This window comes from Pseudonocardia wallangbongensis (assembly GCF_054486945.1).
The window spans coordinates 170,654-193,509 of record NZ_JBRERS010000013.1 but is presented as its reverse complement, the minus strand read 5'-3'; the positions used below and the strand labels follow the sequence as shown (position 1 = coordinate 193,509).

Sequence of the window (22,856 nt, the reverse complement as noted above, 5' to 3'; positions counted from 1 at the left end):
CTCTCAGTCCTCCTCCCGGGGCAGCGCGAAGGCGACATCCTCCGCGACCGCCCCCGATTCGCGTGCCGTGACCGGACCCAGTCCGGTCAGCGCCGTCACGACCCGCCCCACCAGGTGCGGCGGGGCCGAGGCGCCCGCGGTAACGCCCACCCGCCCGGCGCGGGCGAGGCGGCGCAGGTCGATCTGGTCGGGGTCGTCCACGAGGTGGGCGGGTGCGCCGGCGCGCTCGGCCACCTCGACGAGGCGGCGCGAGTTCGACGAGTTCGGCGAGCCGACGACCAGCACCAGGTCCACGTCGCCCGCGATGGCGCGCACCGCCCGCTGGCGGTTCGTGGTGGCGTAGCAGATGTCGTCGGTCCGCGGGCCGGTCAGCGCCGGGAACCGGGCCCGCAGGACCCCGGCGATCTCGTCCGCCTCGTCCATCGCGAGGGTGGTCTGCATCGCGTAGGACACCCGCTGCGGGTCGCGCGGGCGGACCCGCCGCGCGGTGTACGCGTCGGGGACGACGACCACGTGGTCCGGCGCCTCGCCGCGGGTGCCCTCGACCTCCTCGTGCTCGGGGTGGCCGATGAGGAACACGGTGTGGTCGCGGGTCGCCTGCCTGCGGACCTCCGCGTGCACCTTCGCGACGAGCGGGCAGGTGGCGTCGACGACGGTGAGGCCGCGCGCGGCGGCGTCCCGGCGCACTCCGGGCGCGACCCCGTGCGCCGCGAGCACCAGCCGCGCGCCCGCCGGGACCTCGTCGACCTCCTCGACGAACACCGCGCCCCGCGCCGCCAGGTCGCGGACGACGTGGGCGTTGTGCACGATCTGGCGGCGCACGTAGACGGGCGGCCCGTGCCGCTCCAGGGCACGCTCGACCGTCTGCACGGCGCGTTCCACCCCCGCGCAGAACGACCGGGGCGACGCGAGCAGGACCTCCCGGGGCCGGACCGCGGCCGCCCACTCGTCGAGCGCCGGCGCGCAGGCCCGCAACGCCCGCAACGCCCGCAGCCCGCGGGCGGGCGTGCCGGGGCGCGCCAGCGGGAGCTCGGCGGTGTCGACGACGACGCGGACCACGGCGAACGGGCCCCCGACCGCGAGCCAGGCGGACTCCATGTCCACGGCCAGCGCGTCGCCGGTCGCCGGCCCGCTCTCCAGCCGGGGCGCGGAACGGGTCGGTCCGAGGTGCACGGTGAGGCCGAGCCTGCGCAGGGCGGCGGCGAGGAGCGGCGCCGACGGGATCGGGACGGGTGCGCAGCCGGGCCCGCGGACCTCGGTGGCGACCACGACGTCCCCCGCGCGCATCCCGGGCGCCTCGCCGCGGGCGAGCCCGGCGACGAGCACCGGCGTGCCCGGCCGGAGCGACGCGGCGGTCGCGGCCGCCCGCCGCGGTCCCATCCCGGTGCACAGGACCGGCACCCCTGCGCCGCGCAGGGCCACCCGCTCGACCCGCAGCGGGGTGCACACCACCGGCCTCATCGCGCGCCCCGCAGGTAGCGGCCGAGGGCGGTGACGGGGAACACCAGGCGGTAGAGGCCGTAGTTGATGGCGAAGTCGCCGGGGAACCCCGTCCCCGTGTAGTGCGGCTCGTCCCAGGTGCCGTCCGGGCGTTGGGTGGTGGCGAGCCACCGGACGCCGCGCTCGACGGCGAGGCCCCGCTCCCCCGCCGCCAGCAGCGCGAGCAACGCCCACGCGGTCTGCGATGCGGTCGAGGTGCCGCGGCCGATCCACGCCGGCTCGCGGTAGGAACGCTGGTCCTCGCCCCACCCGCCGTCCGGGTTCTGGTGCCGCTGCAGCCAGGCGACCGCCCGCCGGATCGGTGTCGCCGCGGGGTCGCCGCCCGCGGCGACCAGCGCCGGCACCACCGCGCCCGTCCCGTAGACGTGGTTGGTGCCCCACCGCCCGAACCAGGACCCGTCCGCCTCCTGCGCGGCGAGGAGCCAGTCCACGCCGCGGCGGCACTCCGGGTCCTCCGCCCGGCCGTCGGCGGCGAGCGCCTCGACGACGTGCGCGGTGACGTCGGCGGACGGCGGGTCGATCACCGCGCCGAAGTCGGAGAACGGCACCTTCTCGCACAGCCTGCGGGTGTTGTCGGCGTCGAACGCGCCCCAGCCGCCGTCGCGGCTCTGCATGCCGAGCATCCACGCCACCCCGCGCCCGACGGCAGCGGTCCCGTCCGGCTCGGGCACGCGGCGCAGCGCGAGCACGATCTCGGCGGTGTCGTCGATGTCCGGGTAGCCGTCGTTGGCGAACTCGAACGCCCAGCCGCCGGGGGCGAGCGCGGGCCGGCGCACGGCCCAGTCGCCGGGCACCCGGATCTCCTCCCCGAGCAGCCACTGCGCGCCCCGTCGCACGGCGGCGTCGGCCGCGGGGACGCCGGCGTCGAGCAGCGCGACGAGTGCCAGCGCGGTGTCCCACACCGGGGACTGGCAGGCCTCCAGCCTGCGCACCCACCCGTCGGCGGTGTGCTCGCGGACGACGAAGCCGTCCAGCCCGCGCAGGCCCGCGCGCACCGCCGGGTGGTCCATCGGGTAGCCGAGCAGGTGCAGGGCGAGCAGCGAGTACACCCAGGGCGGCTGGATGCCTCCCCACGACCCGTCGGCCTCCTGCCGGGCGAGGATCCACTCGGCGGCCTGGCGCATCGCGGCGCGGCGCAGCGGGCGGAGCGGGCGGCGCGCGTAGGCGTGCAGCACCCGGTCGAGGCGCTGGAACAGCCCGGGCCAGGTCCGGATCGGGCGCGGGCCGGGCGGTCGGGCCCCGGTCCGCAGCTCGGCGATCCCGAACGGCAGGGCCCGGGCCGGCCGCAGGGTCGCGACCACGGTCAGCGGCACGAGCGTCTGGCGGGCCCAGCAGGCCCAGTCGTGGACGTTGAGCGGGAACCACGGCGGCAGGAAGATCAGCTCCGGCGGCAGGTCGGGCAGCTCGTCCCAGGACCACAGGCCGAAGAGCGCGAGCCAGATCCGGGTGAACACCCGGGACCGCTCCACACCGCCGGCCGAGCGGACGAACCCGGCGGCGGCGGCCATGTGGGGCGCCCCGGGCGGGTCGCCGGCCAGGCGGAGCGCGACCCACGCCTCGGCCGTCGTCGAGAGGTCCCCTGGCCCGTCGTGGTAGATCGCCCAGGTGCCGTCGGGCCGCTGCTGGGACCGGATCCACCGGGCCGCCTCCGCCGTCTCCCGGTCGCCGCGGACCCCGAGGAACTCACGCAGCAGCAGGTCCTCGGCGTCCATCGTGACGTTGGTGGCGAGCTCGCCCTTCCACCAGCCCTCCTCGTGCTGGGTGGCGCGCAGGTGCGTGAGCGCCGCGTCGAGCGCGTCGGCGGCGTTCCGGACGGGGGCGGGAAGGGTGCCGGTCATCAGGCCGTCCTCGTGACGATGAACCGGGCCAGCTCGAGCAGGTCGGCGCGCGGGCCGACGGGGATCTCGACCCGGTCGAGCGCCCGCTCGGCGGCGACGAGCCGCCGGGAGGCCTCCTCGGCGGCCCATGCGCGCCCGCCCGCGTCCTCGACGAGGCCGGCGACCCGGCGCAGGCCCTCGTCGTCGAGCGTCCCGGTGCCGGTGAGCCAGCGCGCCACGGCCCGGCCCGCCTCGCCGCGGCGGCTCGCCGCGTAGGTGACGGGCAGGGTCTTCTTCCGGGAACGCAGGTCCGACCACACCGGCTTGCCGGTCGTCGCCGGGTCGCCCCAGATCCCCAGCAGGTCGTCGACCAGCTGGAACGCCAGCCCCAGCTCGGCGCCGAAGCGCGCGAGCCCGTCGACCAGGCCGCCCGGCCCGGCCGTGAGCAGCGCCCCGATCGCGGCGCTGGTCGCGAGCAGCGCGCCCGTCTTGCCCGCGGCCATCTCCCGGCACTCGACGAGCGACACCGCGGGGCGCCGCTCGAAGGCGAGGTCGAGGGCCTGCCCGCGGATGAGGTCGCGGGTCGTGGTGGCGAGCAGGCAGGTGGCCGTGCCGGCGTGCGGTGACCGCGACTCCAACAGCACCTCGGCGGCCAGCGCGAGCAGCGCGTCCCCGGTGAGGATGGCGTTCGCGGAGCCCCAGACGGTCCAGGCCGTCGCCCGGTGCCTGCGTTCGGTGTCGCCGTCCATGAGGTCGTCGTGGACCAGGGAGAAGTTGTGCACCAGCTCGACGGCGACCGCGCCGGGCAGCCCGGCCCGCGCGTCGTGCCCCGCGGCCAGTGCCGACAGCAACGCCAGCGCCGGGCGGACCGCCTTGCCGCCCGGGCCACCGGGCGTCGCGGCGCCGGTCGCGTCGGTCCAGCCCAGGTGGTAGCTGCTGATCACCCGGGTGGTGTCGTCGAGCCGGGCGACCGCCTCCCGCAGCGCGGGCGTGACCTCGTCCCGGGCGCGCGCCAGGATCGCCAGCGGATCCGCGCTCAGATGTGTGCTCATGCGGCCACCTCGCGTTCGCCGGACGGAACCGGGCTCCCGAGCACGGCGGCGGCCGCGGCGGCGCCACTGCGCACCGCGCCCTCCATCGTCGCGGGCCAGCCCGTGGCGGTCCACGCGCCGGCGAGGAACAGACCGGGCACCCGGGTCGCGGTGCGGGGGCGCAGCCGCCCGGTGCCGGGACGCTGCCGGAACGTCGCGTGCCGCTCGCGCGTGACGAAGAAGTCGACGACGCGCGCCGCGCGCGTGGCCGGGAGCAGCGCGGCGAGCTCGGGTAGCAGGCGTTCGCGCAGCACGGGTGTCGGCGTGTCCACCAGCCCGTCCGCGGCGGAGATCGAGGCCGCGAGGTACTGGCCCGCCGCGAGCCCCGACTGGACGGTCCGGTCGAAGACCCACTGCAGCGGCGTGCCGATCCCGGCGACGAACGGCTCGCCGAGCACCCTCCGGTCGAACACGACGTGCACGTTGACGATCGGGCTCGCCCCCAGCCGCTCGGCCCAGCCCGGGGCCGCGGCGAGCGCGCCGCGGGGCAGCAGCCGCTCCGCCGCGACCGGCGGCACGGCGAGCACCACGGCGTCGCAGGCGACGTCCGCCCCGTCGGTCCGCACGTGCCACGCGCCGCCGTCGCGCTCCACGGCGCGCACCGGCGTGCCGGTGCGGACGTCCACACCCGCGGCCGCGAGGCGGGCCAGCGCGGGTTCGCCGTGCAGCGCCCCCAGCGGCACCGTCGACCAGCCGATGTCACCGGCGGCCCGGTCGCCGAGCAGGCCGCGCCGGAACACGGTGACGGCCCCGGCGAGGCCGGCCTCGTCCGCGTGCGCGTTGAGCGTGGCGACCCCGATCAGGTCCCACAGTGCGGCCACGGCGCGTTCCCCCTGCCCGTGCTCGTGCAGCCAGGCCCCGAAGCTCCGCTCGTCGGTGCGCGGATCGGCCGGGTCGACCCGGCGGAGGGCCATCGCGGCGCGCGCGGCGCGCACCCGCTCGCTCCACGTCAGCGGCCGGTACCGGGCCAGCGTGCCGGCCAGGTGCAGCGGGGCGGGGAGGTCGCCGCGCCGCAGCACCGCGCCGCGCGGCTCACCGGCGACGCGCACGGGAACGGACAGCCGCGGCTGCAGCACGGCCCGGCCGGCCGTCCCGAGCCGCTCCAGCAACGCCCGGTAGGCGGTGCAGCAGCGCAGGAAGACGTGCTGGCCGCTGTCCACCTCGAGCCGGCCACGGCGGAACGAGTGGGTCAGCCCGCCCAGGCGCGACCGGGCCTCGACCAGCGTGACCGGGCGGCCCGCTTCCGCGCAGTCCAGCGCCGCCGTGATGCCCGCCAGCCCGCCGCCCACGACGGCCACCCGTCCGGCCGTCACCGCCGACCGCCGCCCGCGGGGCGGCGGTGCAGCGCCGACCCCGCCAGCGCCCGCACCGCCACGGCGGCCTTCTCCCGGCCGGACAGCGACAGCCTGCGGTCGCGGACGACGTCGGGATGGGCCTCGATGCGGTCGTTCAGGCTGCGGTAGATGCCGGACATCGCGGCGCAGCAGGCTGCGCTGCGCCCGCCGAGCAGCGGCAGCAACCGCAGGCCGTCCGCGTACCAGCCGCGGGCCCGCCCGGCCGCGAACCGGACGAGCCCGGCGAGCCCGCCGTCCGGGTCGACGAGATCGCCGCGACCGTCGAGGGCGAGCTCGACGCCGAACCGCTCCAGGTCCTCCCGCGGGAGGTAGACCCGCTTGTTGCCGAGGTCCTCGCGGATGTCGCGCAGGATGTTCGTCTGCTGCAGGGCGATGCCCAGCGCGTCGGCGTACCCCGGGGCCCGCGGGTCCGGACGGTGCTCGAACACCCCGAGGCACAGCCGCCCCACCGACCCCGCCACGCACCGGCAGTAGCCGACCAGATCGTCGAACGTCTCGTAGCGCCGCCCGTCCACATCCATCTCGACGCCGTCGACCAGCTCGTCGAACGCGCCCATCGGGATCGGCAGCCTGCGCGCGGCGTCGGCGACGGCCACCAGCACCGGATCCGCCGAGGCCCCCGGATCGGTCAGGGAGCGGCGCACGCCGGCGAGGGCGGCGACCTTGGCGTCCCGGGGCAGGTCGCCGTCGCCGATGTCGTCGACGCGGCGGGCGAGCGCGTACAGCGCCGACAGCGCGGCCCGCCGGTCCGGGCGCAACAGCCGGATCCCGTAGGAGAAGTTGCGCGCCTCGGTGCGGGTGATCGTCTCGCAGATCCGGTAGGCGTCCTGCACGTCGGCCGTCATCGGGCACCCTTCGACACGAGGAGGCGGGCCGCGTGCCGGACGACGTCGCGGCGGCAGCTGCGGGCCCGGACCGCCAGCACGTCCCCGCCGGTGCGCCGCAGGCCGTCGAGGGCGGCCCGGCCACCCGCGACGTAGCCCGCGACGGCGAGGCGCGCCCATCCGGTCAGCCGCCCGACCAGGGGTGCCCCGGAGTCGAGCAGCTCCGCGGCCCGGTCGATCTCGAAGGCCATCAGCGCGCGGACGGCGGGCGACGCGGCGGGGGCGTCCAGCTCCGCCTCGGCCACACCGTGCGCGGCCAGGTCCTCCTCCGGGACGTACACGCGGCCCGCCCGCCGGTCCTCGGCGACGTCCTGCCAGTGCTCGATCAGCTGCAGTGCGGTGCAGACCCGGTCGGAGAGCCGCTCGAGCTCGGGGCCTCCCGCGCCGAAGACGGCCAGCACGATCCGCCCCACCGGCTCGGCCGACAGCTCGCAGTAGGCCAGCAGGTCGGTGAACGCCGGGTAGCGGGTCACCCGCTGGTCGAACAGGTTCGCCCGCACGAGCCGGTCGAACGGCTCCGGGTCGAGCCCGCGGCGGCGCACCGCCGGCACGAGCCCACGCAGGACCTCCGCCTTCGGCTCGCCGGTCGTCCACACGTGGGCCAGGTCGGCCCGGAAAACATGCAGCAGCGCGGTGCGGTCGCCGCTCGCCTCGTCACCGAGGTCGTCGATCACGCGAGCGACGTCGTAGACCGCGACCAGATCGGCGCGCAGCGCCCGGGGCAACGCCCGCAGAGCGACCGGGAAGTTCTCGGCCCGCCTGCGTTCGGCCAGGGTGTCGGCGCGGGCAGAAATCAACGACACCCGCTCAGCGTGCGTCGTGTGGCGGCCGGCGGCTTGCGAGTTCGGAACAAACTTGACCGGTCCGGATTGTCATCCGGGGAAGGGACTCGGGGCTGCTGTCGAGGGTAATGAATGGGGCATCCAGTCCCGCTCAGCGAGGAGAACCGACATGAGCCTGCCCCGCAGGCTGCTCGTGGTCAGCGCCGACATCGGCGAGGGCCACAACGCGACGGCGCGGGCGGTCGAGGACCACGCCCGCCGGTGCTGGCCGGGCTGCGAGATCCGGCGCGTGGACACCCTCGCCCTCATGGGACGCCCGGTGGGTCCCACCTTCCGCTGGATCTACCGCACCAACGTCGAACGCACGCCGTGGCTGTACGACTTCTTCTACGGCGCGCTCTGGCGGCACCGGTGGTTCGCCGCCTCCTCGTGCCGGGTGGTCGGGGCGTGGAGCGGGCGGCGGCTCGCGCCCGTCGTCACCGGGTTCCGCCCCGACCTGGTCGTCTCCACCTACCCCTTGGGCACCGGCGGGCTGGACCACCTGCGCCGCCGCCGTCGCGGGCCGGACGTGCCGACCGCGGCGATCGTCTCGGACTTCGCGCCCCACCCGTTCTGGGTGTACCCCGAGATCGACCTGCACTACGTCTCGAGCGAGGCGAGCCTGCGGGCGCTGCACGTCGCCCGGCCGGAGGCCCGCGGCGCCGTCGGTGCCCCGCCGGTCGTCCCCGCGTTCCGGCCGGCCGAGGACCGGGCGGCCGCCCGGCGCCGCTGCGGTTTCCCCGAGGACCACCTCGTGGTCCTGATCTCGTGCGGCTCGTTCGGTTTCGGCTCGGTCGAGCGCGCCGTGGACGCGGCGCTGGCGGCCGGCCCGCGCGTGCACGTGGTGGTGGCGTGCGGCCGGAACGAGGCCCTGCGATCCCGGCTCGCGACGCACCCGCAAGCCGGCCTGCGGCTGGTGCCGATGGGGTGGACGGACGCGATGCCGGAGCTCACCGCGGCCGCCGACGTCGTGGCCACGAACGCGGGCGGCGCCACCGCGCTCGAAGCGGTGGCGTGCGGCCGTCCGGTGCTGCTGTTCGAGCCGATCGCCGGGCACGGCAGGGCCAACGCCGCGCTGATGGCCGGGGCGGGGCTCGGGATCCTCTGCCCGGGACCCGCGGAGCTGACCGATGCCGTCGCCTCGCTCCTCGCGCCCGCCCGGCTCGCGGCCGCGGAGCGGCGAGCCCGCGACCACATCGCCGGGCTGGACCTGGACGCCGAGCTGGACGCCCTGCCGGAGCTGCCGCGGCACACCGGCCTGCCCCGCAGGCTGGGAGCCGCCGACGCCCTGTTCGTCGCCACCCCGTCGAGCGTCCCGCAGCAGCTCGGTGTGGCCCTGGTGGTCGACGGGCCCGCGCCGCCCGCCGACCGGATCGCCGCCGGGCTGACCGCTCTCGTCGCGCGGCGCGCACCTGCCCTGCCGATGCTGCGCAGGCGGCTGGAGCACCGTCGCGGCCGATGGCCGCGCTGGTGGCCGGTGGACGACATCGAGCCCGCCCGGCACGTCACCTCCCGCACCGTCGCGCCGCGCGACTGGACCGCGGCCCTGCAGGAGTTCTTCGCGGCACCCGTCCCGGACGACCGGCCACCCTGGCAGCTCACCGTCCTGTCCGACGGGGACCGCACCGCGATCCTGGCGACGCTGCACCACGCGCTCGGCGACGGGCTGGCCGTCACCGCAACGCTGATGGGGCTGCTCACCGACCGCGCGCTCCCCGGGTCCGCCCCGCCGCCGGCCGGCCGGTCCGTCGACGCCCGGCGGCTGGCTCGCGGCCTGCTCAGCCTGGCCCGGACCGGCCAGGTCCCGCGGGTCGCCCGGGGCGGGGCGAGCACCGCGGACCGGCGCGTCGCGTTCGCGGCGCTCCCCGCCGCGCAGGTGCGCGCCGCGGCCCGGGAGCGCGAGGTGGGCACGACGGCGTTGCTGCTCGCGGTGCTCGCCGAGGCCCTGCACCGGATCGATCCGGCCCGCGGGCACGTGCGGACGCTGGTGCCGCGCACCGCGGCGGCCGTGCGCCGGCCCGGTCTGCCGGGCAACCGCACGGGAGCGATCCTGCTGGACCTCCCCGTCGGGCCCATGCCACCGGCCCGCCGGATCTCGCAGGTGGCCGCCGCGCTCGACCGGCTGCAGCGAGCCGGCCAGCCCGACGCGTCCGCCGCCGTCGTCGCGGCGCTGGGTGCGCTGCCCGCACCGCTGCTCACGACGCTTGTCCCGCTCGTCTACGGGCGCCGCTACTGCTCCCTGATCAGCAGCGTCCTGCCCGGGTTCCGCCGGGCGCCCCGCGTGGCGGGGCTGCCGGTGGCGGCCGCGTACCCGGTGGTGCCGCTCACCGACGGCGTCGGGCTCGCCGTCGGCTTCCTCCCGTGGGGCGACACGATCGGCGTCGGCATCACCGGCGACGCGGGCCTGGCTCCCGACCCCGAGCGGGTGGCCGAGCAGGTCCGCGCCGCCTTCGCCGACCTGCGTCCCCCGCCGCGAACCGCCGTCGACGTGGAGCTGACCGATGCGACTGCCCGGGCGTGACGCCCTGGTCACCGGCGGATCGTCGGGGATCGGAGCGGCGATCGCGACGGCCTTGGCCGGGGCGGGAACCCGGGTCCGGGTCCTGGGCCGGGACGCGGCCCGGCTCGACGCGGTCGCCCGGCGCAGCGGCGCCCAACCCGTGGTCGCCGACCTCACCACGGACGCGGGCCTCGCCACGGCGACCGCCGCCGCGGCCGAGGCGGACCTGGTGGTCAACGCCGCCGGCCGGGGCTGGGCCGGGGACCTCGGCGAGATGCCGCCCGACGAGCTGGCCGCGCTCGTCACGCTCGACCTGGTCGTGCCGATGCACCTGGCCCGCGCCGCGGTGCCGGCCATGCGCGGCCGCGGCGGCGGGCACCTCGCGTTCGTCTCGTCGATCGCGACCGTCGGCGTGGGCGGCGAGGCCGCCTACTCGGCCGGCAAGGCCGGCCTGCGCGCGTTCGCCGCGGCGCTCCGGCACGACGTCGCGGGCGACGGGATCGGGGTGACGACCGTGTTCCCGGGCGCCGTGGACACGCCCTTCTTCGAGCGCCGGGGGCGGCGCTACGACCGCCGGTTCCCCCGGATGGTCACGCCCGAGACGGTGGCCCGGCGGGTGCTGCGAGCGCTCGAACGCGACCGGGCCGAGGTCTTCGTGCCGGGCTGGCTCTCGCTCGCCGCCCGGGTGCAGGGCGTGGCGCCCGGGGTCTTCCACCGGATGGCCGGCCGGTTCGGATGAGCCACCTGGGCGGTCACACACCAACGCTGGTGCTCACGCACCAACTGCAGTTGGTGTGTGACGGCAGAAGTTGGTGTGTGAGCGCCAGCCGGACACCCACCGCCTCGACCAGGTCCGCGGGAACGGGTCGCCCGCCGAGGAGCCCGTCCATCAGCGCGGCCGCCGCGAGGCCGACCGCGCCGGCCCCCGCGCACTGCAGGCCGAGCCGGATCCGCTTGGTGTAGAGCACCGCTGCGGAGACGACCGCGATACCGCCCCAGCTCCCGGCGAGGGCGAGCACCTGCCACACCGGCGTCGAGGCCGCCGGGATCTGCTGGAACTGCTGGAAGATCGCGAGCTCGACGGGGTTGACCGCCCTGGTCCGCTCGGCCAGCGAGCACAGGACGACGACGCCCACGGCGACGAGCAGCATCACCAGGTCTCGCGGGTGGCGGCCCACCGAGCCGGACGGCCGCTCCCGCTCGACCGGCGGGCCGGTCGGTCGCTCGGCCACTGACGTGCTGCCCGATGCTCTCGCCCCTCGCCCGGGTTGCGCTCGGCCTCCAGGCTGCCCGATCGGGACGCTCGCGAATCCGCCGGGTGGCGTCAACCGTGCCGGGCCGAGCGTAATGTTTGCCGTGACGCACACGTCGGGTAAACCGGCGCGTCCCGAGCCCATGGGGGTCGCCGTGCTCAGCGAGCGAGAGCGCAAGTCTCTGGAAGAGATCGAGCGCCACCTGCAGGAGGATGACCGGCTCTGCGCGGTCGAAGTGCGGTCGAAGAGCCAGGCGCGGCGGATGCACCGGCTCTGGCTCTCGTTGCTCATCGCGTCCGGGGTGCTGCTGATCGGCCTGGCGGTGCTCGGCTCCGTCGCCGGTGTCGAGGGCGCGCTGGTCCTCGGGGTTGTGAGCGCGATCGTCCTGTACTTCAACCCCGCCCCCGGCGGGGCCGGGTAGCCGTCAGCCCCAGGTGGGCGGCGGCGAGTACGACCGCTGCTCGATCTCGTGCCGCAGCACCGTGCCGCGGTGGGCGAGGACGGCGATCCCCGCGATGGCGACCGCGCCGGCGAAGGCCTCACCGGCGAGCACGAGGGGCGTGGTGACGACCTGCTCGCCCAGCCAGCCGACCCCGACCGCGATGCCGACCACCGGGTCCACGACCGTGATCACGGCGAGCGCGGGTGCGACGAGGGCGCCCTGCTGGAACGTGTTCTGGCTGAGCAGGAACCCCGCCGGCCCCACGAGGCAGACGACGTAGAGCACCGGGTGGTGGAACGGCTCGGTGATACCGCCGGTGCGGATCTGGGCGGTGACGACCTTGATCAGGCCGGCCGTGACCCCGTACAGGACACCGGTGGCGATCGCGAGTGCCAGCACCCGCGGCGGGCCGCCGAAACGTCCCGCGACGATCAGGGCCACCAGCACGAGGACGCCCAGGGCGAGCGCGAGCGGCAGCACCTCGGCGCCGTCCTCGATCGTGCCGGTGCCGCCGCTGGGCCGGGCGAGCAGCAGGAACGCGGCGAGCCCCGCGACGCACGCGAGGGCGCCCAGCACGATCATCCGGTCGACGCGCCGGTGCGCCAGCAGCGCCGAGAAGACGGCCCCGAAGAGGACCCCGGTCACCAGGAGCGGCTGGACCAGCACGATCGGCCCGAAGGCCAGCGCGACCACCTGCAACGCCAGGCCGGCGACGACGGTCCCGATGCTGAGCACCCACACCGGGCGGCGGGCGAGCCGGACCAGCAGCCGCGGGTCGAGCGTGCGGCTGGTGGCGACCAGCTTCGTCGCGCGGTGCTGCAGGACGCTGGCCAGGCCGAAGCTCGCGGCGCCCACAACGGCCGCGGGCACGGCGACGAACAGGATGCTGGACTCTTGCACCGGACTATCCACCCGCGAGACGCAGCCTCATCCAGGGATCTCCTCGTCGTCCGGGGCAGGCGGTCCCCAAGCGATGGCGAGCAGGAGCGCGCTGCGGGTGTGGGGGTCGTCCAGTGCCGGGCCGAACAGCTCGCGTAGCCGGCCCAGCCGGTAGCGGACGGTCTGGGGATGGATGTGCAGCTCGGCGGCGACCTCTCGGCGGTTGCCGAGGTGGGTGAGCCACGAGGCGAGGGTCTCGGCCAGCCGGTCCCGCGTGGAGGCGGGCAGCTCGGCGAGTGGCGCGAGGAAGCGGGCACGCAGCTCGACGAGCAGTCGCTCGTCGTGGTGCACGAGGATCGCGTCGAGGTGTTCGTCGACGAACAGCGGGTCGTCGTTCAGGACTCCGGTGCGCCCTAGCCGAACGGCGAGCTCGGCGAGGCGGACGCTGGCGGGAATGCGGTCGAGCGGGACGCAGGGGCCGATCACGGCGTCTGCGCCGCGGACCGCCTCGCGCAGCCGGTGGCGCCGGCCGGGCCCGTCGAGGTCCGGGATCACCGCCACGAGGCGCTGCGGGCGCCGCAGCCGCAGGCAGGCCTCGCCCAGCCGGGGCAGCAACCGGCGACCGACCTCGTTGTCGGGGTCGATCAGGACGACCGCGGCGGTGCGCGGCATCTCCCAGCGGGCGCGTTCGGCGGCGGCGCGGATGGCGGCGGTGTCGGACCGGTCCGACAGGAGGAGCTCGGTCAGCTCGTCGCGCAGCCGTTCCCGCGCGAACGCCGCGTGCGACTGCTCCTCCAGGTAGCCGTGCAGGGTGGCCGTGGACAGCTGGTCGACCGCGGCGAACACCGCCGATGCGAGGGCGGCGAACATCTCGGGGGGCACCTCGGCGCGCAGCGCCTCGTCGGCGACGTGCCGCCAGGCCACGCTGGCGCCCGCCCGGTACGCGGCGAGCAGGCCGGTGATGCTCTGGTCCTGCCGCCAGTGCATCCGGCCGATCTCCTCGAACAGCGCCCGCTCCAGCCGGAACACCGAGTCGTACTCGACCGCCGACCCGTCCCGCGCGGCCATCTCCACGAGCCGCTCGACGAACCCCCTCGCGGCCGCGACGATCTCGTCCATCTCGTCGAACACGAACTGCGCGTAGTCGGGGTGCCGGTCGGCGAGCAGGTCGCGGACCTCGCCGAGGATGGCCGGCAACCTCGCCGCCACACACCGCCCCAGCGCAATCGGTTGAACCCGATCGGACACCACACCCCCCACTACCCGCCGGCATGCCGGCGCATCCATGGCCGAAGGTGACAGTCGATGTTCTTGCCCACGAGTATGACTCGATCCTGCGTCGCGGGCCGACCCTCATCGGCCTGCTGTTCTACTTCGTCTTCGCGGGGGCGATGCAGCTCTGGAGTCCACGTTGGCGGTCAAGGTTGCGAGGACGCCGGGGAGCTCGGCCACGGTCCGGGCGGGCAGGCCGGCCACGGTCTCCTCCGCCAGGGCGCACCACAGCTGCTTGACCCGTTCGGCGAGCGCCTGACCGCTCCCGGTGAGCTCGACGATGCTCGCACGCTTGTCCGACGGCGCGGGTGTGCGGCGGACGTACCCGGAGGCCTCGAGCTTGCGGGTCATGAGGGTGACGCTGGGCGGCTCGACCGCGAGCGCGTCGCTGAGCTGGGCCTGGATCATCGGGCCGGTCCGGGCCAGCTCGAGCAGGAGCGCCTCCTGCCCGGGGTGCAGGCCGAGCGGGGCGAGCAGCGCGGAGGCCCTCGCCCGGTGGCGCAGGCTCAGCAGGCGGATGGCCTGGTTGATGGCGTCGGCCTCCTCGAAGTCCACGGGGACCTCCTTGACACGGTTCGTTATGCGCATAACTATTATGCGCATAACGAACCCTACCCCACATCGAGGGAGCCGGACATGACCGTGAAGGTCGCCGTCATCTACTACAGCGCAACGGGCTCCGTGCACGCGCTCGCACGGGCCGTCGCCGAGGGCGCCGCCACCACCGGGGCCGAGGCACGGCTACGGCCGGTCGCCGAGCTCGCGCCCGACAGCGCGATCGACCAGAACCCGCTGTGGCGGCAGCACGCCGACGCCACCGCGTCGCTCACCCAGGCTTCGGTCGAGGACCTGGCGTGGGCCGACGCGTTCGCGTTCGGGACGCCGACCCGGTTCGGCGCGCCCGCCGCCCAGCTCAAGCGGTTCATCGACGAGGCGGCCGGGCTGTGGCAGGAGGGCAGGCTGGCCGACAAGCCGGTGACGGCCTTCACCTCGGCGTTCAACCGGCACGGCGGCAGCGAGGCCACGATCCTTTCGCTCGCCAACGTCTTCTACCACTGGGGCGCGTTGATCGTCCCGACCGGTTTCACCGACCCGACCGTGTACGCCGCCGGCGGCAACCCCTACGGCACCGCGCTCGTCACCGGACCGAGCGGGGACGGCACGGACACCGCGGCCCTCGAAGCGGCCAGGTACCAAGGACGACGGCTCGCCGAGATCACGAGCCGGCTGCTGGGAACCCCCACGGGCTCCCGCCGGACACTGGCCGAGGCGGGACGGTCATGACCAGCACGAGCACCGCGGCGCAGCAATCCCGGGGGGCCGCATGGCTGGTCCTCTCGCTGGTCTGCGCCTGCCAGTTCATGGTCATCCTGGACGCCTCCATCGTGAACGTCGCCCTGCCCTCGATCCGCGCGGACCTCGGTTTCACGCCCACGGGCCTGGCCTGGGTGGTCAACGGCTACCTGCTCACCTTCGCCGGCTTCATGCTGCTGGCCGGACGCGCCGTCGACCTGCTCGGCCCACGCCGGCTGCTCGTCGCCGGCCTGTTCCTGTTCTCCGCGGCGAGCCTCGTCGGCGGCCTGAGCTCCGCTCCGGAGGTCCTGGTGGCCGCCCGCGTCGTGCAGGGCGTCGGGGCCGCCATGCTGGCCCCGACGACGCTGGCCGTGATCAACACCAGCTTCGCAGGCGAGCACGCGCGGGCCCGGGCGTTCGGTGCGTGGTCCGCCTCCGGCGGGGTGGGTGGGATGGCCGGCGCGGTCGCCGGCGGCGCCATCACGACCGGCCTCTCGTGGCGGTGGGTCTTCCTGATCAACGTGCCGATCGGTGCGGTGCTGATCGTGATGGCGATGGCGGCGCTGGCCGGCACGCGAACCGGCAGGCGGGAACCGCTCGACCTCACGGGCGCGGTCACGGGGACGGCAGGCCTGGCCGCGCTGGTCTACGGGGTGATGCAGAGCGCGGACCACGGCTGGGCGTCCGCGCCGGTGGTCGCGCCGGTGGGGGCGGGCCTGCTCCTGCTCGTCGCCTTCGCCGTGGTGGAGGCGCGGTTCGCCGCCCGGCCGATGATGCCCCTGCGGTTGTTCGGGATCCGGAGCGTGGCCGTCGGAGTCGTCATGCTGCTGCTGTTCGGGGGAATCGCCATCGCGATGTGGTTCTTCACCTCGCTGTTCCTGCAGAACGTCCTCGGCTACGACGCGCTGCACGCCGGGCTCGGGCAGACACCTGCCGCGGTGGCGTTCCTGGTGGTCGCCCGGCTGGCCGCCGCGCTGCTGCCGCGGACCGGGATGCGCGCGCTGGTGCTGACCGGCTGCGCCTGCTTCGTGGCCGGTTTCGGCTGGCTCGCCCAGGCCCACGCCGGCACCGGGTACGTCACCGGCGTGCTCGGGCCCACGCTGCTCGTCGCCGTCGGGATCGGGCTGACCTTCCCCACGCTGATGGCCGCGGCCACCGCCGACGCCCCCAAGGGCGACGCCGGGATCGTCGGCGGCCTGGCCAACACCGCGAGCCAGGTGGGCGGGTCGATCGGCCTGGCCGTGCTCGCGACGGCCGCCGGAGCCAGGGCGGGGATGGAGACCTACGCGGGGTCGGCCACCGCCCTCGCCGCGGGCTACGACCTGGTCTTCCTCATGGCAGCCGGGCTCGCCCTGGCCATCGCGGCGGTCGGCGTGCTGCTGCCGGTTGACAGGCGCGCGGCCGACCTGGTTCAGTGCTAACCGGCTTGAATTTCATTAGAGGTTAGGCGCGATGCGGATCACGACGATACGGCGATACCCGGTGAAGTCCATGCTCGGAGAGCAGGTGACCGAGGCGCGGCTCGAAGCGGGCGGCCTCGCCTTCGACCGGGTCCTCGCGGTCGTCGACCGGACCACGGACCTCGTCGCGACGGCCAAGCACCCGCGCCTGTGGCGGGACCTGCTGAAGTACTCGGCGCGGATCGACGAGGACGACGTCCGGATCACCACGCCCGCCGGGTCCACCCTCGACGCCGCGGACCCGGACATCGACCGCGTGCTCTCGGAGGCGCTGGGCCGGCCGGTCCGGATCTGCTCGGAACGGCCCGACGGGGCCACCGTGGAGCGCCCGGCCCCCGAGGATGTGCTGGAGCACGGGGTCGAGGCCGTGGTGGAGGCGGCGACCCTGGAGATCGGCCAGGGCACACCGGGGACCACGTTCGTCGACTACGCACCCGTGCACCTGATCACCAGCGCGACCCTGGACGAGGTCGGCGTGGAGAACGTGCGCTACCGGCCCAACGTGGTGCTCGAGACACCGCCCGGCACGGCACCTTTCGTCGAGAACGACTGGATCGGCCGTGAGCTGCACGTCAGCGGCGCGGGCGGCGCGCGGACCACGCTGCGCGTCTCGTTGCCGACGCCGCGCTGCTCGGTGCCGACGCTCGAGCACGGGCCCCTCCCCCGCGCCGCGCAGGCCGTGCGGACCCTGATGCGGTCCAACCGGGTCGACGTCCCCGGCTTCGGCGTCCTGCCGTGCGCCGGGTGCTACGCCGAGGTCGAGACGCCCGGCGTGCTGCGCGTCGGGGACGAGGTGGCGCTGCGCTGACGACCCGCGTCACTCCTCACTGCACGGGCACGTCCGCGGCCCCCGCCGGGAACTCCTCGACGCCGAGCACCCGCAGCAGCTCCAGCCGCTCACGGGCGTCGGCGTCCGCCGGTGTGAGCACCATCAGCTGCTGCCGCTGGTCGGGGGTGACCAGGGTCTCGCAGTCCATCAGGACGGGCCCCACCCGAAGGTGCACGAAGGTCTTGCGGTCGGCGCGGCGGACCGCCACCTCGTGCTCGGCCCAGAGCCTGCGGAAGTCGGCGCTCGCGGTCCGCAACCGGTCGACGAGCCCGGCGACCTCCGCGTCGCCGGACCGCCGGCCGGCGGTGGCGCGCAGGTCGGCCACCATCCGGCGGGCGTGGTGCTCCCCCTCCTCGGCCGGGTGGACGGCACGCGCGGCGGCCTCGGTGAAGTAGCGGTACGCGACGTAGCGGCGGTCCCCGGTGAAGCGGGTGTGGTCGCCGGCCAGCAGGACGCATGCCCGGTTCTGGGCGAGGACCTCCCCCAGGTCGGACAGCACCATGGCCGGGGTGTCGCCGAGCAGGTCGAGCATGCGCAGCAGCCCGGCGCGGGCCAACCGGGCCACCCCGTCGGCCGGCGGCGGCTGGTGGCCCGCCAGGTGGAACAGGTGGTCGCGCTCGTCCTCGGAGAGGCGCAGGGCCCGGGCCAGCGCGCCGAGCAGCTGCGTGGAGGGCTGGCTGCTGCGGCCCTGTTCGAGGCGTACGACGTAGTCGACCGACATGCCGGCGAGCATCGCCACCTCCTCCCGGCGCAGGCCGCGGGTGCGGCGGCGGGGGCCGTCGGCGATGCCGACCTCACCCGGGCGGATCGCCTCGCGGCGGCGGCGCAGGAAGTCGGCGAGCTGGTCACGCTGCACGACACCATGCTCCCCCGCCGCGGCGGGCCGATCCAGGGAGCGGCGCTCCCACGATCGACGCTCCGCTCCCGCGCGGCCCGCTCCCGGCGCAGGGTGGTCCCATGCAGACACGAACTCTGGGAAGCACCGGACCGGCCGTCTCCACGCTCGGGCTGGGCGCGATGGGCATGTCCAGCGGGGCCTACGGCGCGTCCGACCGCGCGGAGAGCATCGCCACTGTGCACTCCGCGCTGGAGGCCGGCATCACGCTGATCGACACCGGCGACTTCTACGCCATGGGCCACAACGAGCTACTGCTCGCCGAGGCGCTGCGCGGCCGCGACCGGGACAGCTACGTGCTGAGCGTCAAGTTCGGCCAGCAGCGGGGACCGGGCCACGAGCACAGCGGGCAGGACGGGCGCCCCGAGGCGGTGAAGAACTTCCTGGCCTACTCCCTGACCCGGCTGGGCACCGACCACGTCGACATCTACCGCCCCGCCCGGTTGGACCCGGCGGTACCGATCGAGGAGACCGTCGGCGCGATCAAGGAGATGATCGACGCGGGGTATGTGCGGCACGTCGGCCTCTCGGAGGTCGATGCCGCGACGATCCGCCGGGCGCACGCCGTGCACCCGATCGCGGACCTGCAGATCGAGTACTCGCTCCTGTCCCGCGCGGTGGAGGGGGAGGTCCTGCCGACGCTGCGCGAGCTGGGCATCGGCCTGACCGCGTACGGCATCCTCGGCCGCGGCCTCATCTCCGGGCACTGGAGCGCAGGCCACGTCTCGGGCCCCGGCGACATGCGCGGTCTCAGCCCGCGGTTCGAGAGCGGGAACGTGGAGCACAACCTCGCGCTCGTGGACGCGCTGCGCAGGGTCGCCGAGGCGAAGGGTTGCACCGTCGCCCAGCTGGCGATCGCGTGGGTGGCCGCGCAGGGCTCGGCCGACGGCGACATCGTGCCCCTGGTCGGAGCCCGCACCCGCGAGCGGCTGGCCGAGGCGCTGCCGGCCTCCGAGCTGGTTCTCTCCCCGGACGACCTCGCCGAGATCGAGAAGGCCGTGCCGGCCGGCGCGGCGCGCGGCGACCGCTACCCCGCGGCGCACATGTCCGCGCTCGGGGTGGGGAACTGAGTCCCGCTCACTCCACCGGGGTGTTCTGGGTCGGGCTCCCGGCCGGGGTGAAGACGCCGAGCTCGACGAGGAGCTCCTCCCCCGTGTTCTGCACGAGGTGCACGCAGCCGCGGGGGAGGTAGTAGCAGTCGCCCGGCCCCACCGCGGCTTCCTTCCCCTCGATCTCGACGGTGCCGGACCCGCGCACGATGCACAGCATCTCGTCGTAGGGGTGGTGGTGGCGCGGGGTGCGCACCTGCGGCACGTACCCCACGAACTGGGTCATCCCCGAGCAGCCGCGGGCCGGGTCGAACAGGATCCGGAACTGGCGGTTGCTGACGGCCGCCTCGCGGTCCTGGTCGGCCACGCAGACGGTCCGGACCGCCTCGCCGCACTCCTGCCCCCGGTCGGTCCCGCCGACGACCACGGCGACCTCGAGCGGCGCAGCCCCGGCCCGGAGCGTGTAGGCGGCGGGGCCGCCGACCAGCGCGCCGGTGTCCGGGACGAGCTCGTCGCTGCCGCCGCCGACGGCGAGGGTGCCTTCGCCGGACAGGACGTACAGCAGGTGGTCGCGGCCGGCGTCGGTCCGGCGCTCGGCCGCGTGCCCGGGCTCGACCACGACGACGACCAGCTCGAGACCGGAGCCGTCGGCGTCCGCGTGCACCCGGTGGGTCGCGGTGCCGCCGGTCCGCTCCGGCTCGACGTCCCGGAAGTGCACGACGTGCCCGGCGGCGCTCATCGCTCGCCGACCTGCGGCTCGCCTGCGCGGGCCGCGAGCTCGGTCTCGAGCACGTTGTCGGTCCCGTCCAGGGCACCACCCCTGCTCCGCCGGATGCCCAGGTAGACGAGGACGAGCACGGCGAAGAACGGGACGCCCGCCTGCCACGCCGTGTCCAGCCCTTCGATCTGCGTGGTCGAGAGCAGCACCGCGGCCAGGAACACGATGACCAGGGCGGGGGTCACGGGGGCTCCCCACAGCCGGACCGGGGACGGGGGCAGCCCCAGCTTCCTGCGGCGGGCCCGGAAGGCCGTGTGCGTGACGAGGATCAGGATCCACACCACCAGCGCCGCGAAGATCGAGATACCGAACAGGGCGAGGTAGGCGCCCGATTCCTGGTTCCAGGACAGCACGATCGCCGCGAGCATCCCGACCGCCGAGAGCAGCAGCGCCGCCCTGGGCACCCCGGAGGGCGACAGCCGCCCGGCCCAGGCGGGCGCGAGCCGGTGCTGCGCGAGCGAGTGCAGCATGCGCGTGGTCAGGTAGAGGTTGGTGTTCGCGCTCGACATGGCGGCCGTCAGCACGACGAAGTTCATGATCGCTGCGGCGGCCGGGATCCCGGCGCTCGTGAAGACGGCGACGAACGGGCTGGCGGTGAGGTCGCCGCCCTGGGCGGTGACCGTCCAGGGCACGACGGTCACCATCACCAGCACGGCGAGGATGTAGAACAGCGCGAGCCGCAGCACCATCGCCCGGGCCGCGCGCGGAACGTCCCGGGTCGGGTTCGACGACTCGGCGGCGGTGACGGACACGACCTCGGTGCCGATGTAGCTGAACAGCACGAACACCATCGCCAAGGCGAGCCCGGGAAGGCCGTTGGGAAGGAACCCGCCCTCGGCGTACAGGTTCGACACACCCGTGGCCGGCCGGCCGGGGAGCCCGACGACGATGAGCACCAGGCCGAGCAGGATGAAGATGCAGATCGCCGACACCTTGATCATCGCGAGCCAGTACTCGGTCTCGCCGAACGCCTTCACTGCGAACGAGTTGACGGCCAGCACGACCAGCGAGAACACCAGCACCGGCGTCCACAGCGGCACGTCGGGCCACCAGAACTGGACGTAGATGCCCGCGGCGATCATCTCGCCGCCGATCGCGATCGCCTGCATGGCCCAGTAGGTCCAGCGCAGGACGAACCCGGTACCGGCGCCGAGGTAGGCGTGGGCGATGGACCCGAACGCGCCGGCTGTCGGGTGGACCACGACCATCTCGGCCAGCGCCCAGGCGATGACGAGGGCGACGAGCCCGCACAGCGTGTACGCGACGACGACGCCCGGACCGGCCTGGGAGACGGCGAACGTGGAGCCCAGGAAGAGCCCCGTGCCGATGGCGCCCCCGATGCCGATCATGGTCAGCTGGCGGGTGCCGAGCTCGCGGCGCAGGCCTCCGGACTCGGGCGGCGGAGACACGTCCACGGGTTCTCCTCACGATCTTCTCGCCGACGGCGAAGCATGCACAACCTATGACGGTCGTCATGGCAGGGCAATAGAGGTTCAGGCACCCTGGGAGCGGCGCTCGAACAGCTGGTCGCGTGCCACGTCGAGGGCCCGCGCCACCGCCCCGAGCAGCACACCCCCGTCGCCGAGCGCGCTCGCCACGATCCTCGGCCGCAGCGGCCCGAGCTCGGCGATCCGGCGCGAGATCGCGTCGCCGAGCACGTCGATGTTGCGCCCGACGCCGCCGCCGAGCACGACGAGGTCGGGGTCGAGGATCGCGGTCACGGCGGTGATCAGCGCGCCGATCCGGCGCCCCTCGGCCTCCACGATCACGTGCGCGCGCTCGTCGCCGTCCGCGGCGGCCGCGAAGACCTCCATCGCCGACGCGAACGGCAGCCCGGCGTCGCGAGCGGCCTGCACGAGGCCGGAGGCCGACGTCGCCGCCTCGGTCATGCCGCGCTGGCGGGCGTCGAGCCTCGGCACCTCCAGGTCGCCGCTCGGGAGGAACGACACCTCCCCCGCCGCGCCCCTGCCGCCGACGTACAACGAGCCGTTGATCACGATGCCCATGCCGACGCCGGTGCCGACGGAGACGAGCACGAAGTTCCGCACGCCCCGCCCCGCGCCGGCCGTCAGCTCGCCGACGGCCGCGAGGTTGATGTCGTTCTCGATCACCGACTCCACCTGCAACGCCGTGCGCAGCTGCTCCACCAGCCCCGCCTTGCCCCAGCCGGGGAGGTTGGGGGCGAGGTCGAGCCGGCCGGTGGCCGGGTTGAGCACGCCGGGGCTGCCGATCACCGCGTAGCCCACGCTCGACCACTCGACGCCCGCATCACCCGCCACCTCGCCGGCGAGCGTGCGCACCCGGCGCACCAGCTCCGCGCCGGAGCGCGCCGTGTTGCGCACGTCGCGCCGCCCGACGAACGCGCCGCGCAGGTCGGCGACGGCCAGCCGGATCCACTTCCGGCCGATGTCGACGCCCGCGACGAGCCCGGCCCGCGCGTTCATGTCGTAGATCGCCGTGCTCGGCCCCGGCTTGCCGCCCCGCGACTCGACGAGGTGCACCAGCCCGGCCGACTCCAACCCGGCCAGGGCCGCCGAGACCGTCGGCTTCGAGAGCCCGCTCGCCGCCGCGAGGTCGCCCCTGGAGGCGGGACCGTGCTCGCGCAGGTGCTCCAGCAGCAGGCGCTCGTTCATGGTGCGCAGCAGCTGGGGGTTGCCCACCTGCGCCTTCATCGGCCACCTCGATGCCGTCTGGACACGGACTGCATTAGTAAACTACCTTTCTTACTATGCGTCGAG

Annotated in this window: 21 protein-coding genes; 7 read left to right on the top strand and 14 right to left on the bottom strand. The window is 75.3% G+C overall.

The features are described from left to right. Positions 1–3: 3 nt before the first annotated feature. From ispH to hpnC, 6 genes are read right to left on the bottom strand one after another with little or no spacing between them, the layout of a single operon-like run. Positions 4–1,461: a 4-hydroxy-3-methylbut-2-enyl diphosphate reductase gene (gene ispH, locus ACU436_RS34845; RefSeq protein ID WP_459031329.1), complete on the bottom strand. Its 1,458-nt coding sequence runs from the start codon at positions 1,459–1,461 to the stop codon at positions 4–6. Continuing rightward, positions 1,458–3,338, bottom strand: coding sequence for a squalene--hopene cyclase (shc, locus tag ACU436_RS34840; RefSeq protein WP_459031328.1), 1,881 nt, complete (start codon positions 3,336–3,338; stop codon positions 1,458–1,460). Before shc ends, ispH begins: the two co-directional genes overlap by 4 nt. Next, positions 3,338–4,369: a polyprenyl synthetase family protein gene (locus ACU436_RS34835; protein ID WP_459031327.1), complete on the bottom strand. Its 1,032-nt coding sequence runs from the start codon at positions 4,367–4,369 to the stop codon at positions 3,338–3,340. The genes shc and ACU436_RS34835 overlap by 1 nt, the downstream gene beginning before the upstream one ends. After that, the gene (hpnE, locus tag ACU436_RS34830; RefSeq protein WP_459031326.1) at positions 4,366–5,721 is read right to left on the bottom strand and encodes a hydroxysqualene dehydroxylase HpnE; all 1,356 of its coding nucleotides are present in this window, start codon (positions 5,719–5,721) and stop codon (positions 4,366–4,368) included. Before hpnE ends, ACU436_RS34835 begins: the two co-directional genes overlap by 4 nt. After that, a complete protein-coding gene (locus ACU436_RS34825) occupies positions 5,718–6,608 on the bottom strand; it encodes a squalene/phytoene synthase family protein (RefSeq protein WP_459031325.1) in 891 nt (296 codons plus the stop codon). Before ACU436_RS34825 ends, hpnE begins: the two co-directional genes overlap by 4 nt. Further along, positions 6,605–7,450: a squalene synthase HpnC gene (gene hpnC, locus ACU436_RS34820; RefSeq protein ID WP_459031324.1), complete on the bottom strand. Its 846-nt coding sequence runs from the start codon at positions 7,448–7,450 to the stop codon at positions 6,605–6,607. Before hpnC ends, ACU436_RS34825 begins: the two co-directional genes overlap by 4 nt. A gap of 148 nt (positions 7,451–7,598) precedes the next feature. Between hpnC and ACU436_RS34815 the strand changes: the two genes are divergently transcribed. Together ACU436_RS34815 and ACU436_RS34810 are read left to right on the top strand one after the other, a co-directional pair. After that, positions 7,599–9,989 carry a WS/DGAT domain-containing protein gene (locus tag ACU436_RS34815; protein ID WP_459031322.1) on the top strand — a complete coding sequence of 797 codons (2,391 nt, stop codon included), beginning with the start codon at positions 7,599–7,601 and terminating at the stop codon, positions 9,987–9,989. Then, on the top strand, positions 9,970–10,707 hold the full coding sequence (locus ACU436_RS34810) for an SDR family NAD(P)-dependent oxidoreductase (protein WP_459031321.1): 738 nt from the start codon (positions 9,970–9,972) through the stop codon (positions 10,705–10,707). Before ACU436_RS34815 ends, ACU436_RS34810 begins: the two co-directional genes overlap by 20 nt. Positions 10,708–10,720: 13 nt before the next feature. On the opposite strand, the gene ACU436_RS34805 is transcribed toward ACU436_RS34810, so the two are convergent. Continuing rightward, positions 10,721–11,200, bottom strand: coding sequence for a hypothetical protein (locus ACU436_RS34805; RefSeq protein ID WP_459031320.1), 480 nt, complete (start codon positions 11,198–11,200; stop codon positions 10,721–10,723). A 175-nt stretch (positions 11,201–11,375) separates the two neighbouring features. Here ACU436_RS34805 and ACU436_RS34800 point away from each other — a divergent pair, with 175 nt between their 5' ends. Next, on the top strand, positions 11,376–11,642 hold the full coding sequence (locus tag ACU436_RS34800) for a DUF3040 domain-containing protein (protein ID WP_459031319.1): 267 nt from the start codon (positions 11,376–11,378) through the stop codon (positions 11,640–11,642). A gap of 3 nt (positions 11,643–11,645) precedes the next feature. On the opposite strand, the gene ACU436_RS34795 is transcribed toward ACU436_RS34800, so the two are convergent. From ACU436_RS34795 to ACU436_RS34785, 3 genes are all read right to left on the bottom strand, one after another. Beyond that, the gene (locus ACU436_RS34795) at positions 11,646–12,563 is read right to left on the bottom strand and encodes a DMT family transporter (protein WP_459031318.1); all 918 of its coding nucleotides are present in this window, start codon (positions 12,561–12,563) and stop codon (positions 11,646–11,648) included. 27 nt (positions 12,564–12,590) lie between these two features. Beyond that, entirely contained in the window at positions 12,591–13,751 is a 1,161-nt protein-coding gene (locus ACU436_RS34790; RefSeq protein ID WP_459031317.1) for a PucR family transcriptional regulator, read from the bottom strand. 144 nt (positions 13,752–13,895) lie between these two features. Then, positions 13,896–14,369 (bottom strand): MarR family winged helix-turn-helix transcriptional regulator, encoded by a 474-nt coding sequence (locus tag ACU436_RS34785; RefSeq protein WP_459031316.1) that lies wholly within the window; start codon positions 14,367–14,369, stop codon positions 13,896–13,898. An 81-nt stretch (positions 14,370–14,450) separates the two neighbouring features. Between ACU436_RS34785 and wrbA the strand changes: the two genes are divergently transcribed. From wrbA to ACU436_RS34770, 3 genes are read left to right on the top strand one after another with little or no spacing between them, the layout of a single operon-like run. Continuing rightward, positions 14,451–15,098 (top strand): NAD(P)H:quinone oxidoreductase, encoded by a 648-nt coding sequence (gene wrbA, locus ACU436_RS34780; protein ID WP_459031315.1) that lies wholly within the window; start codon positions 14,451–14,453, stop codon positions 15,096–15,098. Next, complete coding sequence (locus ACU436_RS34775) at positions 15,095–16,528, top strand: MFS transporter (protein ID WP_459031314.1); 1,434 nt, start codon at positions 15,095–15,097, stop codon at positions 16,526–16,528. The genes wrbA and ACU436_RS34775 overlap by 4 nt, the downstream gene beginning before the upstream one ends. Before the next feature lie 31 nt (positions 16,529–16,559). After that, on the top strand, positions 16,560–17,375 hold the full coding sequence (locus ACU436_RS34770) for an MOSC domain-containing protein (RefSeq protein WP_459031313.1): 816 nt from the start codon (positions 16,560–16,562) through the stop codon (positions 17,373–17,375). A gap of 16 nt (positions 17,376–17,391) precedes the next feature. Here the strand turns inward: ACU436_RS34770 and ACU436_RS34765 are convergent, their stop codons facing one another. Beyond that, positions 17,392–18,252: a helix-turn-helix transcriptional regulator gene (locus ACU436_RS34765; RefSeq protein WP_459031312.1), complete on the bottom strand. Its 861-nt coding sequence runs from the start codon at positions 18,250–18,252 to the stop codon at positions 17,392–17,394. Between the two features lie 101 nt (positions 18,253–18,353). Between ACU436_RS34765 and ACU436_RS34760 the strand changes: the two genes are divergently transcribed. Continuing rightward, positions 18,354–19,361 (top strand): aldo/keto reductase, encoded by a 1,008-nt coding sequence (locus tag ACU436_RS34760; RefSeq protein WP_459031311.1) that lies wholly within the window; start codon positions 18,354–18,356, stop codon positions 19,359–19,361. Positions 19,362–19,368: 7 nt separating this feature from the next. Here ACU436_RS34760 and ACU436_RS34755 read toward each other — a convergent pair whose 3' ends face one another. From ACU436_RS34755 to ACU436_RS34745, 3 genes are all read right to left on the bottom strand, one after another. Next, positions 19,369–20,079 carry a cupin domain-containing protein gene (locus ACU436_RS34755; protein WP_459031310.1) on the bottom strand — a complete coding sequence of 237 codons (711 nt, stop codon included), beginning with the start codon at positions 20,077–20,079 and terminating at the stop codon, positions 19,369–19,371. Then, the gene (locus tag ACU436_RS34750; protein ID WP_459031309.1) at positions 20,076–21,533 is read right to left on the bottom strand and encodes an amino acid permease; all 1,458 of its coding nucleotides are present in this window, start codon (positions 21,531–21,533) and stop codon (positions 20,076–20,078) included. Before ACU436_RS34750 ends, ACU436_RS34755 begins: the two co-directional genes overlap by 4 nt. Positions 21,534–21,611: 78 nt before the next feature. Next, positions 21,612–22,790, bottom strand: a complete 1,179-nt coding sequence (locus tag ACU436_RS34745; RefSeq protein WP_459031308.1) for an ROK family transcriptional regulator — start codon at positions 22,788–22,790, stop codon at positions 21,612–21,614. Positions 22,791–22,856 lie beyond the last annotated feature (66 nt).